12 protein-coding genes are annotated in these 16,776 nt (G+C 67.0%); 10 read left to right on the plus strand and 2 right to left on the minus strand.

From position 1 onward, the window contains the following. Positions 1 to 4: 4 nt before the first annotated feature. The 8 genes from Q368_RS0115185 (at position 5) to moaC (ending at position 13,313) form a co-directional block, all read left to right on the plus strand. A complete protein-coding gene (locus Q368_RS0115185; protein WP_029459909.1) occupies positions 5 to 5,017 on the plus strand; it encodes an FtsX-like permease family protein in 5,013 nt (1,670 codons plus the stop codon). Then, on the plus strand, positions 5,014 to 6,996 hold the full coding sequence (locus Q368_RS0115190; RefSeq protein WP_029459910.1) for a DUF6785 family protein: 1,983 nt from the start codon (positions 5,014 to 5,016) through the stop codon (positions 6,994 to 6,996). Before Q368_RS0115185 ends, Q368_RS0115190 begins: the two co-directional genes overlap by 4 nt. A gap of 9 nt (positions 6,997 to 7,005) precedes the next feature. Next, positions 7,006 to 8,964 (plus strand): OPT family oligopeptide transporter, encoded by a 1,959-nt coding sequence (locus tag Q368_RS0115195; RefSeq protein WP_029459911.1) that lies wholly within the window; start codon positions 7,006 to 7,008, stop codon positions 8,962 to 8,964. 12 nt (positions 8,965 to 8,976) lie between these two features. Beyond that, positions 8,977 to 10,374, plus strand: coding sequence for a PP2C family protein-serine/threonine phosphatase (locus Q368_RS0115200; RefSeq protein ID WP_043786107.1), 1,398 nt, complete (start codon positions 8,977 to 8,979; stop codon positions 10,372 to 10,374). Between the two features lie 638 nt (positions 10,375 to 11,012). Then, positions 11,013 to 11,237, plus strand: coding sequence for a DNA-directed RNA polymerase subunit omega (gene rpoZ / locus Q368_RS0115205; RefSeq protein WP_029459913.1), 225 nt, complete (start codon positions 11,013 to 11,015; stop codon positions 11,235 to 11,237). A gap of 9 nt (positions 11,238 to 11,246) precedes the next feature. Further along, a complete protein-coding gene (gene dnaJ, locus Q368_RS0115210) occupies positions 11,247 to 12,362 on the plus strand; it encodes a molecular chaperone DnaJ (RefSeq protein WP_029459914.1) in 1,116 nt (371 codons plus the stop codon). A 5-nt stretch (positions 12,363 to 12,367) separates the two neighbouring features. Further along, on the plus strand, positions 12,368 to 12,793 hold the full coding sequence (locus Q368_RS0115215) for a tetratricopeptide repeat protein (RefSeq protein ID WP_029459915.1): 426 nt from the start codon (positions 12,368 to 12,370) through the stop codon (positions 12,791 to 12,793). 7 nt (positions 12,794 to 12,800) lie between these two features. Next, positions 12,801 to 13,313: a cyclic pyranopterin monophosphate synthase MoaC gene (gene moaC, locus Q368_RS0115220; RefSeq protein ID WP_029459916.1), complete on the plus strand. Its 513-nt coding sequence runs from the start codon at positions 12,801 to 12,803 to the stop codon at positions 13,311 to 13,313. Between the two features lie 84 nt (positions 13,314 to 13,397). Here the strand turns inward: moaC and Q368_RS23975 are convergent, their stop codons facing one another. Next, positions 13,398 to 13,736 (minus strand): hypothetical protein, encoded by a 339-nt coding sequence (locus Q368_RS23975; RefSeq protein ID WP_029459917.1) that lies wholly within the window; start codon positions 13,734 to 13,736, stop codon positions 13,398 to 13,400. A 50-nt stretch (positions 13,737 to 13,786) separates the two neighbouring features. Then, positions 13,787 to 14,164, minus strand: coding sequence for an SH3 domain-containing protein (locus tag Q368_RS0115230; protein WP_029459918.1), 378 nt, complete (start codon positions 14,162 to 14,164; stop codon positions 13,787 to 13,789). A gap of 227 nt (positions 14,165 to 14,391) precedes the next feature. Between Q368_RS0115230 and argF the strand changes: the two genes are divergently transcribed. Beyond that, positions 14,392 to 15,297, plus strand: coding sequence for an ornithine carbamoyltransferase (gene argF / locus Q368_RS0115235; RefSeq protein WP_029459919.1), 906 nt, complete (start codon positions 14,392 to 14,394; stop codon positions 15,295 to 15,297). Between the two features lie 26 nt (positions 15,298 to 15,323). Beyond that, positions 15,324 to 16,517: an argininosuccinate synthase gene (locus Q368_RS0115240; RefSeq protein WP_029459920.1), complete on the plus strand. Its 1,194-nt coding sequence runs from the start codon at positions 15,324 to 15,326 to the stop codon at positions 16,515 to 16,517. Positions 16,518 to 16,776 lie beyond the last annotated feature (259 nt).

Raw genomic sequence — 16,776 nt, forward strand, 5'->3', positions numbered from 1 at the left:
CCGGATGGCGCGCCGACTGCCGTTTCCCGCCGCCTTGTCGCGGGCCGTCGCGTTTCGCGCGGCGCTATGCGCGCTCCTGGCCGCCTGTCTGGCCCTGTTGCCGGCCGGCGCCCTGGCCAAGCGGCCGAAAAAGGACGCCGCCGATCCTCGCGCGGCCGCCCTGGCCGCCTCCTGGGCCGCCGCCCCCGATGCCGAGGGGGGGCTTGAGCGGGCGGTCATCGACGGCTTGGCCGGGCTTGGCTCGCGGGTGACGGGGAGTGCCGGCTGCGACGTCGCCGCCGAGGCCGTGGATGTGTTTTTCAAGGGCCTTGGCGCGGGCGAAGTCGGCCGGCTCGACTACGTGGCCCCGGTCATGGACCACGCCCCGGCGACCCTTGCCGTGGCCGGCGGCGGCAAGGCCGCCCTTTCGCCATTGGCGCTCAATGCGCTCACCCCCGGGGCCGTGCCGCCGGCGGGGCTTTCCGGCCCCGTGGTCTGGGCCGGGGCAGGGGAGTACGGCGACTTCAACGGCAAATCCCCGGACGGGGCCATCGTGCTCATGGACCTGCGCTCGGGGCGGGGCTGGCAGGCCGCGGCCCAGCTCGGGGCCAAGGCCCTCGTCTATGTGGACGACGAAGCCTCGGGCGGGGCGGCCGACGCCGGGCTGTTCCGGGACAAGTTCGAGCTCACGCCTGTGCGCTTTCCCCGCTTCCTGCTCTCGGCGGGCGCGGCGCGGGAGCTTTTCGGCGACTACGCCGCGCTTTCCGGCGACCCGGCCGGCCCCGTGGCCACGGTCACCGCCAGGGCGGCCTGGAAGCCGGCCGTGGCCGCCGACGTCTACCTCCTTTTCCCGGGAACCGATCCCGACCGGACCGGCGAACTGCTCGTGGTCGAAGCCCCCTTCGACGCCGCGGCCTTTGCCCCGGGCGACGCGCCCGGCGCGGACGAGGCCGCCTCCGTGGCCGCGCTGCTGCGCCTTGGCCGCGAATTCGCCGCGCATCCCCCGGCCCGGCCGACGCTGCTCCTTGCCGCCTCCGGCCATGCCCAGTCCCTGGCCGGCCTGCGCGAATTCTACGCCGCCCTGCGCGACAAGGGCAAAGACCTGCGCGCCCGCTCCCGTCAGGCCCGCGACGACGTCCGCGCCATCGACGAGGTCCTGGAGGGGCTGGCGAAGCTGGAAGAGGGCGGGGAGGTCGCCGCCCCGGCGCTGCTCGCCCGGCCCGACGTGCGCCGGGCCATGACCGAGACCCTCAAGGACGCGGTGGACGCCGTCACCACGCGCCTGATGGAGTTGCGCCTGGCCCCGGGCGCGAAGGACCAGCCGGCCATCGACGCTTTGGCCGAGCGCCGGGCGCTTCTGCGCCGGCTCATGTGGCGCGAGGATTTCACTTTGGCCAAGCCGGACGAGGCCACCGCGCTCCTGGCCCTCGTGCCCGAGGCCCGGGAGCGGCTCACGCGCGCGCAGGCTTCCGCCGAAATCGAGCGGCGCTGCGTGGAAAGCGCCCGCGACCTGCGCAAGCGCGTGGGCGAGCGGGATATCGTCGCCCAGGCGTCGCTCTACCTTTCCAGCCACGGCCAAGGCGTGGGCGCGTTCGCCCGGGGATTTACCTTCGACGTCAAGCCCGACGTCAACCCGGTCCAGGCCTACGGCCGCATCAACCGCTCCCTGGCCGCCGCGGCCCAGGCCGCGATCCGAAGCCAGGGCCTGCCCGCGGACTACTACCAGGACGGCATGCGCGACGACCGCAGCCGCCCCTGGCAGGGCCTGCTGCCGGATCGACCCAGGCTCGGCGGCGAGATCGGCAACATCGCCGGCGTACTCGGCGTCACGCTCGCGACCGTGGCCGACGCGCGCCTGACCTGGGGCACGCCCGGGGACGTGCCCGCGTCCGTCGATTTCGCCGCGCTCACCCGCCAGTCCCGCTTCGTCACGGACGTCATCGCGGCCATGGCCGCTCCGGACTTCGAAGTGGGCGAAAAACGGCCGCGCAACGTCTTTTCCACCCTGACCGGCCGCGTCAATTTCATCCGCCAGGGCGAGCTTTTCCCCGAGCGGCCCGCGCCCGGCACGGTCCTTTGCGTCTACCAGGGCAAGACACGCTTCTACGCCGTGACCGACGCCAAGGGCATCTTTCGGGTAACTGGTCTGGCCAACAAGAAATACGTCCTGGACAAGGCCGTCATCGAAGGCTTCCGCTTCGACCCGGACACCGGCGAGGCCGTGTGGGCCGTGGACAAGAAGCAGACCGGCAAGGAGGCCTACCGGGTCAAGATGAACCGCAACGCCATGGAAACCGATCTCGTCATGTTCGGTTGCCGGCAGAGCACGCTTTTTGCCGCCTTCGACCCGCGCACATTCCGTTATTTCACGCGCATCGAGCTCCTCGACGCCCGGCGCGAGGCCCCGCCGCTGCGTTCCTGGTTCAGCCGCCTGGACACCCTCGATTCCACGCTGCTTTCGATCTTTCTCGAGCCCGGCACACCCTACAAGTGCATCCTCTCCGACACCGTGCTCGCGCGAAAGCTCATCCTGCTCAATTCCAGCCCCGAACACCCCACGGGCACGGGCTACCTCGTGGACGCCTGGCCCATCCTGCCCGTGACCGAGCTGCTCGGGGCCAGGGACATGTGGGAGCTCGTGGGGCCGCGCGTGCAGAACCTCGAAAACCACGGCATCGTGAGCGAACGCATCCGCGACCTGGAAAAGCGGGGCCGCGACCTCTACGCCAAGGCCCTGGCCGACGCCGGGGCCAAGCGCTTCGACGCCATGATCGCCGCCGCCCGCTCCAGCTGGGCGCTGGCCGTGCGCGTCTACAACGACGTGGAAAAGACCCAGCGCGACGTGTTGCTCGGCGTGCTGTTCTACATCGCGCTCTTCATTCCCTTTGCCTACTGCGTCGAGCGCGTGGTCTTCAACTTCGCCGACATCCACAAGCGCATCGTCGCCTTTCTCGCGGTCCTCGCCGCGGTCATCGCCGTGGTCTACCAGGTCCACCCGGCCTTCCAGCTGACCTACAGCCCGCTTGTGGTCATATTGGCCTTTTTCATCCTCGGGCTTTCGGTCATGGTGGCGCTCATCATCTTTTTGCGCTTCGAGCGCGAGATGACCGCGCTCCAGCGCCGCGCCTCCCATGCCAAGTCCTCGGACATCGGCGGCATGCGCGCGTTCGCCGCGGCCTTCGTCATTGGCGTGAGCAACCTGCGCCGGCGCAAGGTGCGCACGGCGCTGACCTGCCTCACCCTCGTCATCCTCACCTTCACCATCATGAGCTTCACGAGCGTCAAGTCCACCCGCGACGAGGGGGCCTCGCGCTTCGCCGACGCCGCGCCCTACCGGGGCGTGCTGCTCAAAAACGCCGGCTGGCGTTCGCTGCCGCCCGAGGCCCTGTCCGTGGTGCGCGACGCCTATGCCCGGGGCTTGGTGGTCGCGCCGCTTTCCTGGCTGGAGTTGCCGGAAAAGACCCTGACCCCGTCCACGGTCATCCGCGCGGGCGCGCGCAGCGAAACCGTGCAGAGCTTTCTCGGGCTCTCCGACCAGGAAGCGGATATCGGGCGCATGCGCGGCCTGCTTGTCGCCGGGCGCTGGTTCTCGCCCGACGACCGCGACGCCGTGCTTCTGCCTGCGCCCATGGCCGAGCGCCTGGGCGTCGCCCCTGGCGGCACGGTCACGCTTTTCGGCCGGCCCTTCACCGTGGCCGGCATCCTGCGCAAGAACGCCCTGGACGAGCGCGTGGACCTCGACGGCGAATCCGTCACCCCGGTGGTCTATCCGAGCGAGGCCGCGGCCGAGACGTCCGAGGCCGAAAAAGAGGCCGTGGAGTCCGGCGAGGACGTCAAGACCATGCAGGCCCGCTACCAGCACCTTGACGACGACCTGACCGTGGTCGTGCCCTACGACACGCTCATGGGCCTTGGCGGGCAGCTCAAGTCCATCGTCGTGGCCCCGCCCGCCGACGCCCTGGTCATGGGCAAGGCCGCGATGGGCGGCGGCGGGGAGCTTGCGGCGCGTCTGGCCGACCGCTTCGGCCTGGCGGTCTTTTCCGGCCAGGAAGACGGCGTCTTCGTCTACCATGCCGGCGACGCCCTGGGCTACGCCGGGGTGCCCAACATCCTCGTGCCCCTGGTCATTTCCGTGCTCATCGTGCTCAACACCATGATCGGCGCGGTGTTCGAGCGCAAACGCGAGATCGGGGTCTACACCGCCGTGGGCCTGGCCCCGTCCCACGTCTCCTTCCTTTTCATCGCCGAGGCGCTGGCCTTTGCCGTCATCAGCGTGGTGCTCGGCTATCTGCTCGCCCAGGTCGCGGCAGGGCTTCTCTCCGGCACGCCGCTGTGGGCCGGCATGACCGCCAACTACTCCTCCATGGCCGGTGTCGCGGCCATGGGGCTCGTCATCGCCGTGGTGCTCCTGTCCGTCATCTACCCCTCGCGCATGGCCGGCAAGATCGCCATCCCGGATGTCAACCGCTCCTGGAGCATGCCCGAGCCCGTGGCCGGCGCGATACGCACCCGCCTGCCGTTTCTCGTGCGTGTGCGCGAGCAGGAATGCGCCGGCGGCTTCCTTTTCGACTACTACGGCACCCACCAGGACATCTCCCATGGCCTTTTCGCCACGGGCGACGTGGATTACGCCTTCGAGTGCCCCTGGGATCTGCCCGGGGCCGAACCGCACCCCAAGGAGCGGTTCCCGGAATTTTGCGACCTGCGGGCCTGCATGCGCATTTCCGCGACGGTCTGGCTGGCCCCCTTCGATTTCGGCATCAAGCAGGCCATCGCCATCAGCTTCATTCCGTCGCAGGACACGCCCGGCTATATGGAAATCGAGGTGGAACTGTCGCGACGGGCCGGCGAGGCCGGCATGTGGAAGCGGCTCAACAAGGGCTTCGTCAACGACCTGCGCAAGCAGCTGCTCGTCTGGCGCTCCCTGGAGGAGGCCGTGCGCGTGGCGTACGAGGACAAGGTGGTAAACGATTTCAGCGCCCGCATGCGCGGTGGCGGTGGGGAGGGCGGCGACGCCCCGGCCGGGGGGGCGGCATGACGGCTCCGGGCGGCATCCGCAAACGCGCCGTGCTGCTGGGGCTCGTGCTCGGGCTTGCGGTCTGCGCCGTCACGCCGCTGAATAACCTTTACTACGGGGCCACGCCGCTCGGCGGCGGGCATTTCCCCCTGGCGCCCTTTTGCATCCTGGCCCTGCTCACGCTTTTGGCCGCGGGCATCGGGCGGCTCGTGCGCGGCCGGGCGGTGCTTACCGGCACCGACCTCATGGTCTGCTGGATGCTCATGGTCGTGGTTTCCGGCGTGGCGCACACCGGGCTTGCGCGCACCTTTTTTATAAACCTCACCGCGCCGCAGCATTTCGCCAGCGAAGGCAACCAGTGGAACCACATCCTGGGGCCGCTTTTGCCCATGGGCTGGTACCCCGGCGACGCCGCCGCCGTGGAGACGCTCTACAACGGCCTTTCCGGCGGCTATACCATGTCCTGGGGCCAGGTGCTCGCGGCCATTCCCTGGAAGGCCTGGGCCGGGCCACTCGCCGCCTGGGGCGTGTTCGTGGGCCTGTGCTTTTTCGTGATGCTCTCGCTCACGAACCTCTTCGCCAGGCAGTGGGTGTCCAACGAACGCATGAACTTTCCCCTGCTGCGCCTGCCCGAGGCCATGACCGGGGCCATGGACGCCGGCGGACTGGCCGGGTTTTTCACCGACCGCTTCCTGCTCTGCGGGGCGCTCATCAGCATTTGCCTGCATACGATCAACGGCATCGGCTTTTACGACCCGTCCGTGCCGCAGCTCCCGACGCTCATCCTCGCCGGTCCGTATTTCCCAAAGACCGGGCTTTTTTCCGGCTTCACCAAGCTCAAGATCTACTTCTACCCGGCGTTTATCGGCTTCGCCTTCCTCACCGCGCGCCAGATTTCCCTGAGTTTCTGGGTGTTTTTTCTGCTCGGCGGCTTTTTCTACGGCGTCCTCGACATCCTGGGCCAGCAGGTGCCGGCCTCGGCGCTCGGCGTCACCTTCGGCCCGACCCTGGCCCTGCCCGAGGAAACGCAGATGATCGGTGCCTACGGCGTCTTTTTTCTCTTCATCCTGTGGCTCGCCCGCCATCATCTGCTGGCCACGGCGCGCGACGCCCTGCGCTTTCGCTTCCGCGGCCCGGACGAGGCCGAGTGGGTGGGCGCGTCGGCCTCGCTGTGGTGCCTGCTCCTTGGCGGCGGGGCGCTCGTGGCCTGGAGCGTGGCGTTCGGCATGCCGCTTTTCCAGGCGATACTGCTGCTCGGCGCGTTTTTCATGGTCATGCTCGTGGCCAGCCGCATCATCTGCCAGGGTGGCATCGCCTATTTCACGCTGACCGCCGCGCCGACCGACGGCCTGCTCGCGTTTTTCGGCACGGGGCTTTTCAGCCGCATGGCGCTGCTCATGGCCGCGGTCATGCAGAAGATGCTTTTCGTGGATTTACGGGAATCGCTTCTGCCGTCGCTTTTCCACGCCGCCAAGGTGGGGGAGGGCAGGCGGCCCAAGGCGTTGTACCTGGCCGGCATCGTCGTCGCCCTGGCCCTGGCCGTGTGCGTGTCCTTCGCCGCCGTGCTGGCCGTTTGCCACAAGTACGGCCTGCGCGACTTGCAGGTGGACTGGGAGACGCAGACCGTGACCACGGTCTACGAAAACGTGCAGCGCCTGCTCGAGGCCCCGGCCGGCCCCAACAACACCGTGATCGGCTTCACGCTCCTTGGCGCGGCGGTCATGTTCGCCCTGGTGGTCGCCTACCAGCGCTTCTACTGGTGGCCGATCCATCCCCTCGGCTATTTGACCATGTATTCCTCGGCCATGCGCATCCTGTGGTTTTCCTTTTTCCTCGGCTGGCTGTGCAACCATCTGACCTTGCGCTACGGCGGCATCGTCCTGCTCAAGCGGGTGCGGCTGCTTTTTATCGGCTTGATACTGGGTGATTTCCTCATGGGCGGAATCTTTGCGGTGATCGGGCTGTGGACGGGGCAGAGCTACCTCGTTTTGCCGAACTAGGACTTGCCGATGTACGACGACAAGGAACTTGCCGAATACCGGGACCTGCTCCCCGCGCCGAAACATTTCGAGGAGGGCTTCGACTGGAAGACCATCGTCGGCGCGGTCTTCATCGGCTTCCTCATGATGCCGGGCAGCATGTACCTGCAACTGGTCATCGGCACCGGCATCGGCCCGGCCGCGCGCTGGGTCACCATCATCCTGTTCGCCGAGATCGCCAAACGCGCCTATACCGAACTCAAGCAGCAGGAAATCTTTCTGCTTTATTACATGGCCGGCGCGGCCATGGCCTCGCCGTTCCACGGGCTGCTCTGGAACCAGTACCTCGTGCAGTCCGACGCGGCCAAGATGCTGGGCTTAACCGACCTCATCCCGACCTGGGTCGCGCCGGGGCCGGATTCCGAGTCCCTGGTCGCGCGCACGTTTTTTCACCGCGACTGGCTCGTCCCCATCCTGCTCCTCGTCGGCTCCCAGATCGTGCAGCGCATCGACCACTTTGGCCTTGGCTATGCGCTCTACCGCATCACCTCCGACGTGGAGAAGCTGCCTTTTCCCATGGCCCCTGTCGGCGCGCTCGGCACCATGGCCCTGGCCGAATCCACGGAGGACCGCAAGACCGGGTGGAAATGGCGCGTCTTTTCCATAGGCGGCATGATCGGGCTGGTCTTCGGCGCGGTCTATGTGCTCTTTCCCGTGGTCTCGGGCCTGGTCTTCACCGAACCCGTGCGCCTGATCCCCATCCCCTGGGCCGATTTCACCCGCAACACCGAAGGCTGGCTGCCGGCCGTGGCCACGGGCATCCAGCTCGACCTGGGCCTGGTCTTCACCGGCATGGTGCTGCCCTTTTGGGCCGTCATCGGCGGCCTGGTCGGCCTTGCCATCACCTTCGTCGCCAATCCGATCCTTTTCCACCACGGCATCCTGCACCGCTGGAGGCAGGGCATGGGCACGGTGGAGACGGTGTTCGCCAACAACTTCGACTTCTACATGTCCTTCGGCATCGGCCTGGGGCTCGCCATCGGCGTCATCGGCGTGTGGCAGGTGACCAAGTCGCTACGCAAGGGCGGCGTCGGCGGCGCGGCCTACAAGGCGCTTTTCGACACGAACAAGGCGCGCGGCGACATCAACTTCTGGGTTTCCGTGGCCATCTACGTCTTTTCGACCCTGGCCTACATCGGCATGTGCCTGTTTCTCGTGCCGCAGTTTCCCTGGATGTTCTTCGTGCTTTACGGCTTCGTCTACACGCCGGTCATTTCGTACATCACCGCGCGCATGGAGGGCATCGCCGGCCAGTTCGTGAGCCTGCCCCTGGTGCGCGAGGCGAGCTTCATCGCCGGGGCGAAATTCTTCGGCTACCAGGGCATCGAGATCTGGTACGCGCCCATCCCCATCCACAACTACGGCAAGGCGACCGTGGATTTCCGCGAAATCGAGCTGACCGGCACGAGCCTGCGCGGCATCATCAAGGCCGAGATCGTGGTCTTTCCCGTGGTCATGACCGCAAGCCTGCTCTTTTCCCAGTTCATCTGGCAGCTCGCGCCCATCCCCTCGGCCAGCTACCCCTACGCCCAGGAACTCTGGCATTTGCAGGCCCTAAACACCCTGCTCATGCAGACCTCGACCCTGGAGGGCAATTCGCTCTTCTTCCAGGCCCTGAACGGCTGGTACGTCACGGCGGGCCTGGGTCTCGGGCTAGTCGCCTATTTCCTGCTCATGATCTTCGGCCTGCCCGTGCTTCTCGTCTACGGCATCGTGCGGGGCCTGGGGCAAAGCGTGCCCCACGGCCTCATCCTCGAAGTCGTGGGCGCGCTTTTGGGGCGCTATTATTTCCTCAAACGCTACGGCAAGAAGTGGCGGCAGTACGCGCCGGTGCTTTTGGCCGGCTTTTCCTGCGGCATGGGGCTCATGGGCATGTTCGCCATGGGGGCGACGCTCATTCTCAAGTCCCTTGGGAAACTGGCGTATTGAGGGGGCGTCGTCATGCGGGATGACCTGTCCGTCCTGGTCAGTCTGCTCCAGAGCGTGAGCGTGATCATGGTCCTGGCCTTCGTGCTCGCCAGGACCAAGGCCTTCGCCGACATCCTCGACGGCCGGCCGACGCTGCGGGACAAGGCCGTCATCATCGCGGCCTTCGGGCTTTTTTCCGTTTACGGCACCCTTTCCGGCATCCCTATCATGGGGTCCTACATCAACATCCGCGACCTCGGGCCGGCCCTGGCCGGGCTTCTGGCCGGGCCCTGGGCCGGCTTCGGGGCCGGGCTCATCGGCGGCGCACACCGCTTCACCCTGGGCGGCCCCACCTGCTACGGCTGCACGCTTTCGACCGTCGTGGCCGGGCTGGTCGGCGGCTTCGTCCACAAGCGCCTCGGCGGCCGGCTCCCGACCACGGGCCAGGCCGCGTCCCTGGCGCTCGTGATCGAGGCCTTCCACATGATAACGGGCCTGGTCTTCGGCCAGCCCTACGAGACCGCGCTTGTCATCGTGCGTTCCGCCGCCGTGCCCATGCTCGTCTCAAATGCCATCGGTATGGCGATTTTCGTGCTGATCGTGCGCGCCGAGGTCGAGGCCCGCGAAACGCGGCGCGTCAAGGAGGCCATCGAAGGCGAATTACGCGTGGCGCGCGACATCCAGATGGGCATCGTGCCGCGCATGTTCCCGCCGTTTCCCGACCGGCCCGAGGTGGAGCTGTTCGCGGTTCTCGATTCGGCCAAGGAAGTGGGCGGGGACTTCTACGACTACTACGCCCTGGACGACGACCGCATCTTCCTGGTCATCGGCGACGTCTCGGGCAAGGGCGTGCCTGCCTCCCTGGTCATGGCCGTGACCATGACGCTTTTCAAGGCCTATGCCCGGCCCGAACGCAGCCCGGCGGAAGTGGCGGCCAAGGTCAACGACAAGCTGGCCGACGGCAACGAGACCGGGCTTTTCGTCACCGCGTTTTGCGCCGTGCTCGATTTGTCCACGGGCGTGGTGCGCTACGCCAACGCCGGCCACAATCCGCCCCTGGTGCTGCGCGAGCGGGGCGAGTCCGCCTACGTGCCGCGTCTGGGCGGGCTCGTGCTCGGGGGCGTGCCGGACTATCCCTACCGCACCGGCAGCCTGACCCTGGCCCCGGGCGATACCCTCGTGCTCTACACCGATGGCGTGACCGAGGCCATGAACGCCGGGCAGGCGCTTTTCGGCGACGCGCGCCTGCTCGAGGCCTGCCGGCCCGAGCGCCACCGCGCGCCGCAGGTGGTGGTGGAGGCGCTCCTTGGCGCGGTGCGGGAATACGCCGGCGACGCGCCGCAGTCCGACGACATCACGATCCTGGCCGTGCGCTATCTCGGCCGCGGGGCGACGGGCGGGGAGCCCGGGCGCTCGCCTGGCCTCGGTTAGGGGACGGCCGCGCCACGAAAAGGAGCGTTTCGCGCCCTTGCTCAGCCCGGCGTTTCTCCTTGGCGGCCGACTCCAGGGCCGCCGTCGCCTTTTGCGCCTCGGCGGCCGCTTCCCGGCTATGCTGTCCGCATCGCGTATTTTTTCCTTGAGGCTTTCCACCATGCGCTGCAGGGCCGTGGCCAACAGGGCCAGTTCGTGGCGGCGACGGCGAGCGTCGCGTCGCATTGGCCTTGCCCCACGGCCTGGCACAGGCGACGCGCTGGCGCAGGGTGCCGAGGGTGCAGCGAATGATGGCTGCGGCAGGGATATGCACAGGAACACGCCGTCCAGGGGCATGCCGATGATGCAGGAGAGGCGCGTGCGGCTTCTCGAAACGGCAGGGAAACCCAAGTATCCTTCATGGTGCGAAATTGAAAAAACAAGGGCGGCGTGCAGGAGGCGGTCGCGCAGGGGAAAAGGATTCTCCTTGACGGCGAGGTGTGGCCTGGATATCAAAACGAGTTTCGCGGCGGGCGAAAGGTTTTCTGCCGGATAGGCACCGGGTCCCCCCCCTTGACTCGGCGGCAAAACGACTTACCAGGGTGTCACACCCGTCCCGGCCTGCCGACGTAGCGCGGACAACGCGCAAGGAGAAACGCATGGCGCGCATTACCGTTGAAGATTGCCTTGAAAAAATCAACAACCGCTTTCTGATCGTGCAGATGGCCATCAAGCGGGTGCACCAGTACCGCGAAGGCTACGATCCCCTGGTCGAATGCAAAAACAAGGAAGTTGTCACCGCCCTGCGCGAAATCGCCGCCGGCGAAGTGCTGCCGAGCGAACCCATCGTGGAAGCGGGCGTGCTGCTGCCTGAAAACGAATAGTGAAGTAAAATGCCCCGGGATTACTATGAAGTGCTCGGCGTCGAACGCGGCGCCGATGACGAGACGATCAAGAAAGCCTACCGCCAGATGGCTTTCAAGTTCCATCCGGACCGCAACCCCGACGATCCCGAGGCCGAATCCAAGTTCAAGGAAGCGGCCGAGGCCTACGAGGTGTTGCGCAACGCCGAAACCCGCGCCCGTTACGACCGCTTCGGCCACGAGGGTCTGGGGGGCAACGGCTTTGGCGGCTTCGGCACCACCGACGACGTCTTCAGCGCTTTTTCCGATATCTTCGGCGAGTTTTTCGGCTTCGGCGGCCGCGGCGCCTCGTCGCGCGGGCCGCGCCCCCAGGCCGGCAACGACCTGCGCTACGACCTGACCGTCTCCTTCCGCGACGCGGCCAAGGGCACGGAAGTCACGCTGAAGATACCCAGAAACGTCGAGTGCCACGTCTGCGGCGGCTCCGGGGCCGAACCCGGCACCTCGCCCGAGACCTGCAAGCAGTGCGGGGGCACCGGCCAGGTGGTCCAGAACCAGGGCTTTTTCCGCATCGCCGTGACCTGCCCCATCTGCCGGGGCGAGGGCAAGGTGGTCACGTCGCCGTGCCGCGAATGCCGGGGCCGTGGCGTGACGCGCCAGACGCGTGAACTCAAGGTCCGCGTGCCCGCGGGCGTGGACGACGGCAGCCGGCTGCGGCTGCGCGGCGAGGGCGAATCCGGGCTGCACGGCGGCCCCCCCGGCGACCTCTACGTCATCCTGCACGTCGAGGCGGACAAGGTCTTCGAGCGCCAGGGCCAGAATCTCGTGCTGCGCGCCGAGATCGGCTTCGTCCAGGCCGCGCTCGGGCACAAGATCGAGGTGCCGACCCTCGACGGCCACGAGATGATGGACATTCCCAAGGGCACGCAAAGCGGCGAGGTCTTTTCCTTGCGGGGGCTTGGTCTGCCCGTGCCCGGAACGAGCCGTAGCGGCGACCTGCTGGTCGAGGTGACGGTGGTCACGCCGAAGAACCTGACCAAGAAGCAGGAAGAGCTTTTGCGCGAGTTCGAGAAGCTCGACGAGCAAAAGCCCATGAAAAAGGTGAAGGATTTTTTCCGTAAGGCCAAGGAGGCCATGGGGAACTGATGCCCATGTCGCAACGTCTGCCCATTGTGCTGTGCGCGTCGCTGTGCGCCCTGTTCCTGGCTTCCGCCGCCCTGGCCGGGCCGGCGGAGGACTTCCGCGAAGGCATCGCCGCCGCCCGGGCCGGCGACATGGACAAGGCCATGGCCATCTTCACCCGCGTGATCGAGGACGGCGCAAAGGACGCGGGCACGGACGTCAAGAACATGGCCAGCGCCTACAATCTGCGCGGCATGTGCCACGACGCGAAAAACGAGGCCGAGCTGGCCCTGGCCGACTACTCCAAGGCCATCGAGCTCGACGCCAAGATGGCCGAGGCCTACGGCAACCGGGCCATGCTCTACATGAAGCTCGGCGACGTCGACAAAGCCAAGGCCGACGCCACGGCCGCCAAACGCATCGACCGCAAGGTCAAGGTGCCGCATTTCGAGTAGGGGCTCCATGAGCGAGGAACTGACCCATATCGACGCCGAAGGCCGCACCCGCATGGTGGACGTGGGGGCGAAGTCCAAGACGCGGCGGCTGGCCATTGCCGGCGGCGAAGTGCGCCTTGGCGAAAAGACCATGCGCCTGCTTTCCGATGCTGCCCTGCCCAAGGGCGACGCCCTGGCCACGGCCAAGATCGCCGGCATCATGGCCGCCAAGCGCACGGCCGACCTCATCCCCCTGTGCCACCCGCTGCCGCTGGCTTTCGCCGACGTGCGTTTCACCGTCGATGCGGACGCCTGCGTGGTGCATATCGAGGCCGAGGCCGCGACCACGGCCGAGACCGGCGTGGAAATGGAGGCACTCACCGCCGCCTCCGTCGCCGCCCTGACCCTCTACGACATGTGCAAGGCCGTGCAGAAGGATATCGTCCTCGGCGAGATCCGGCTGCTCTACAAGGCCGGCGGCAAATCCGGCACGTATGTCGCCCCGCAGTGGCCCAAGGACCGGCCCCTGCCCGACGCCTAGGCGTCGTGTTCTCTTTTTCGGCAAGGCAAAGGCCCGGCGGACGCGCGTTCGCCGGGCCTTGTCGTTTGGGTGGGAAGGGCGGGGTTACTGGCCGCGCGGGCGCGCGCCCTGCGGGTTCGTGCACACGGCGTAGCCGACGTTGCAGTTGTTGATACAGTTGGCCACTCCGGCGCACATCATGACACAGCGCTGGTAGCTCTGCATGCAGCTGTTGTTGGTGTTGCCGCCCTGGCCGCCCTGGGGCATGTTTTGTTGCTGCCGGTTGCCCTGCTGCTGTCCGGGCTGCATGCCCATGGGGCCTTGCTGGGCGAGAAGCAGCGGCGCGTCGCCGGCGTGGGCCGGCGCGGCGGCGAGGCCGAAAGCCAGGGTCAGCACGAAAAGCGCTACCCCGGCGCAAAGCGGGAATCTTTTGACGATGAGCATGTTACCTCCCTGATGATGCCGCCGCGACGTACGCCCTGCGGCATGCGGCGTCAATCGAGATAGCGCGAGGCCACCCAGCCTTCCAGGCCCCGGGTGAAGGCCCAGACATGGGTCCATGCCCCTTCGTGGGAGAGCACTTGTACCTGTTCGCCCTTGTTGAGTGAAGTGACGATGCCACACTTGGTCGTGGGACAGGAACGCAGGCTCAGGCCGTCGATGTTGACCGCCGCGTAGACCGCGTCCGGCGGCACGACCACGGCCGGTGGCACGGCCACGCAGCCGTAGTCCGGCGACCAGTAGTAGCCGTCCGGACAGGGCGGCGGTGGGGCGGGATAGTAGACCGCCGGACCGGCCGTGACCGTGCAGCCCGCAAGCGCCGCCGCAACGCCCAAAATCGCCGTCAGGAGCAGGGCTTTTGCCGCCTTCATGATCGTGTCTCCCCCTTGTGTCCCCGGCTCTGGGGCCTGACTTTCGCCCGCGGCCGCATGCACGGGCCGCAACGAAGGGACCATGGCACGAGCTTTAGCGCTTTTTCGGCGACACGGTCAATGACAGCGCATACTCCAGCCGGTTTCGCATCTTTACAAACAGTGTCAAATGGGAGTATCGATTCTCTTTTTCCATTCCCGGGAAGTTGCGACCCAAGGATGCCCTCATGCCCCAACATTTCCTGACCATATTGGATTTTTCCCGCGACGAGGCCGCAGCCCTGCTCGACAGGGCCGCCGCCATGAAGGCCGCCGATTACCGCTCCAACCTTCTTGATGGCAAAACCTGCATCCTCGTCTTCGAAAAAGCCTCCACCCGCACCCGCGTCTCCTTCGAGGTCGCCGTGCGCCATCTCGGCGGCTGGCCCATCTTCATGACCCAAAACGATTCCCAGCTCGGCCGAGACGAACCCATCCGCGACACCGCCCGCGTGCTCTCGCGCTACGCCGACGCCCTGATCGTGCGCACCTTCGGCCACCACAAGCTCGAGGAACTGGCCGCAAGCGGCTCCATTCCCGTGGTCAACGCCCTGTCCGACGAGTACCATCCCTGTCAGATCATGGCCGACCTGCTCACCATGCGCGAGCACTCCGGCCGCCTGGACGGGCTCACCGTGGCGTTTGTCGGCGACGGCAACAACATCGCCCATTCTCTCATAAACGCCGCCGCGCGTTTCCCCCTCCGCGTGGTCGTGGCCGCGCCCAAGGGCTACGAGCCCCTGCCCGCCGTGGTCGAACGGGCCCGGAGCGAAGGCGCGGACGTCGTTGTCGTCAATGACCCCAAGGAAGCCGCCCGTGGCGCGCATTACCTCTATACCGACGTCTGGGCCTCCATGGGCCAGGAGGACGAGCGGGAGAAGCGGGCCAAGGCCTTCGCCGGCTTCCAGATCAACGACGCGCTGCTCGCCGTGGCAGCGCCCGGGGCCAAGGTGCTGCACTGCCTGCCCGCCCACCGCGGCGAAGAGATCACAGACGCCGTCATGGAAGGCCCGGCCTCCATCGTCTGGGACGAGGCCGAAAACCGGCTGCACGTCCAGAAGGCCATTCTGGAATGGATTTTCACCAAGGGCTGAGCCCGATTTCCCCTAAGGACACTGCCATGAGCGCCATCAAGAAAGTCGTGCTGGCCTACTCCGGAGGCCTCGACACCTCGGTCATCCTCAAATGGATCAAGAAGACCTACGCCTGCGAGGTCGTCACCGTCACCTGCGACCTGGGCCAGGAAGAAGAACTCGACGGCCTCGAGGAAAAAGCCCTGCGCACCGGCGCGGCCAAGGCCTACATCGACGATCTGCGCGAGGAGTTCGCCAAGGATTTCATCTTCCCCATGCTGCGGGCCGGGGCCATCTACGAAGGCCGCTACCTGCTCGGCACCTCCATCGCCCGGCCACTGATCGCCAAGCGCCTCGTCGAGGTCGCCCGGGCCGAGGGCGCGCAGGCCGTGGCCCACGGCGCGACCGGCAAGGGCAACGACCAGGTGCGCTTCGAGCTGACCACGGGCGTGCTCGCCCCGGACCTGCGCACCATCGCCCCGTGGCGCGAATGGGACTTCGCCTCGCGCACGGATCTCATCAATTTCGCCAAGGAAAACGGCATCCCCGTGCCTTCGGACAAGAAGGGCTCGGACCACAGCATGGACCGCAACCTGCTGCACTTGAGCTTCGAGGGCGGTGAGCTGGAAGACCCCTGGAACGAGCCCAGCGCCGACACCTACCTGCTCACCGTGCCCGTGGAGAAGGCCCCGGATACGCCGGACGTCATCACCATTGACTTCGAGCACGGCGACCCGGTGGCCATCGACGGCGAAAAGCTCTCGCCGGCGGCGCTGATCAAAAAACTCAACACCCTCGGCGGCAAGCACGGCATCGGCCGCATCGACATGGTCGAAAACCGCTTCGTCGGCATGAAGTCGCGCGGCATCTACGAAACCCCGGGCGGTACCATCCTGCACGTCGCCAAGCGCGACCTGGAAGGCATCTGCCTCGACCGCGAAGTCATGCACCTGCGCGACGGCCTCATCCCGCGTTACGCCGAAATGGTCTACAACGGCTTCTGGTACGCCCCGGAACGCAAGGCCCTACAGGCCATGATCGACGAGGCGAGCCAGCGGGTCACCGGCACCGTGCGCGTCAAGCTCTACAAGGGCCAGGCCTATCCCCTCGGCCGCAAGTCGCCCAACAGCCTCTACAACCCCAAGCTCGCCACCTTCGAGAAGGACGAGGTCTACAACCAGGCCGACGCCACGGGCTTTATCCGGCTGGTGGGGCTGCGTCTGCGGGGATTGGGGAAATAGGGAAGAAAGTCAAAGAAGAAGAATGCCTCCTGGCCCACCCCGAAAGGGGGCTGCCGGAGGATCGGTTGGGACCGTCGGGCGGCGGGACGACGGACCATGTGTTCGCGGAAATTGCCCGGGCGACGCAGGCCGCAAAGCCGGCCGGCACGTCCGGGCAATTTCCGCGAACACGGGTGCCAGCGGCGAAGCGCCGCAGGTGAAAAGGGTGGGGAGTCCCCCCTTGAGAGTTTTTTAGGGGAGGGTGGGGGCCCGGGGGAGG

It is taken from the genome of Solidesulfovibrio alcoholivorans DSM 5433 (assembly GCF_000702665.1).
In the GTDB taxonomy this organism is placed as follows: Bacteria; Desulfobacterota; Desulfovibrionia; order Desulfovibrionales; family Desulfovibrionaceae; genus Solidesulfovibrio; species Solidesulfovibrio alcoholivorans.

What these genes read in the sequence shown, in the direction of transcription:
- Q368_RS0115185 (WP_029459909.1), top strand. Translation starts at nt 5, where the DNA reads ATGGCGCGCCGACTGCCGTTTCCCGCCGCCTTGTCGCGGGCCGTCGCG.
- Q368_RS0115215 (WP_029459915.1), top strand. Translation starts at nt 12,368, where the DNA reads ATGTCGCAACGTCTGCCCATTGTGCTGTGCGCGTCGCTGTGCGCCCTG.
- Q368_RS23975 (WP_029459917.1), bottom strand. Translation starts at nt 13,736, where the DNA reads ATGCTCATCGTCAAAAGATTCCCGCTTTGCGCCGGGGTAGCGCTTTTC.
- Q368_RS0115200 (WP_043786107.1), top strand. Translation starts at nt 8,977, where the DNA reads ATGCGGGATGACCTGTCCGTCCTGGTCAGTCTGCTCCAGAGCGTGAGC.
- rpoZ (WP_029459913.1), top strand. Translation starts at nt 11,013, where the DNA reads ATGGCGCGCATTACCGTTGAAGATTGCCTTGAAAAAATCAACAACCGC.
- dnaJ (WP_029459914.1), top strand. Translation starts at nt 11,247, where the DNA reads ATGCCCCGGGATTACTATGAAGTGCTCGGCGTCGAACGCGGCGCCGAT.
- Q368_RS0115195 (WP_029459911.1), top strand. Translation starts at nt 7,006, where the DNA reads ATGTACGACGACAAGGAACTTGCCGAATACCGGGACCTGCTCCCCGCG.
- argF (WP_029459919.1), top strand. Translation starts at nt 14,392, where the DNA reads ATGCCCCAACATTTCCTGACCATATTGGATTTTTCCCGCGACGAGGCC.
- Q368_RS0115240 (WP_029459920.1), top strand. Translation starts at nt 15,324, where the DNA reads ATGAGCGCCATCAAGAAAGTCGTGCTGGCCTACTCCGGAGGCCTCGAC.
- Q368_RS0115190 (WP_029459910.1), top strand. Translation starts at nt 5,014, where the DNA reads ATGACGGCTCCGGGCGGCATCCGCAAACGCGCCGTGCTGCTGGGGCTC.
- moaC (WP_029459916.1), top strand. Translation starts at nt 12,801, where the DNA reads ATGAGCGAGGAACTGACCCATATCGACGCCGAAGGCCGCACCCGCATG.
- Q368_RS0115230 (WP_029459918.1), bottom strand. Translation starts at nt 14,164, where the DNA reads ATGAAGGCGGCAAAAGCCCTGCTCCTGACGGCGATTTTGGGCGTTGCG.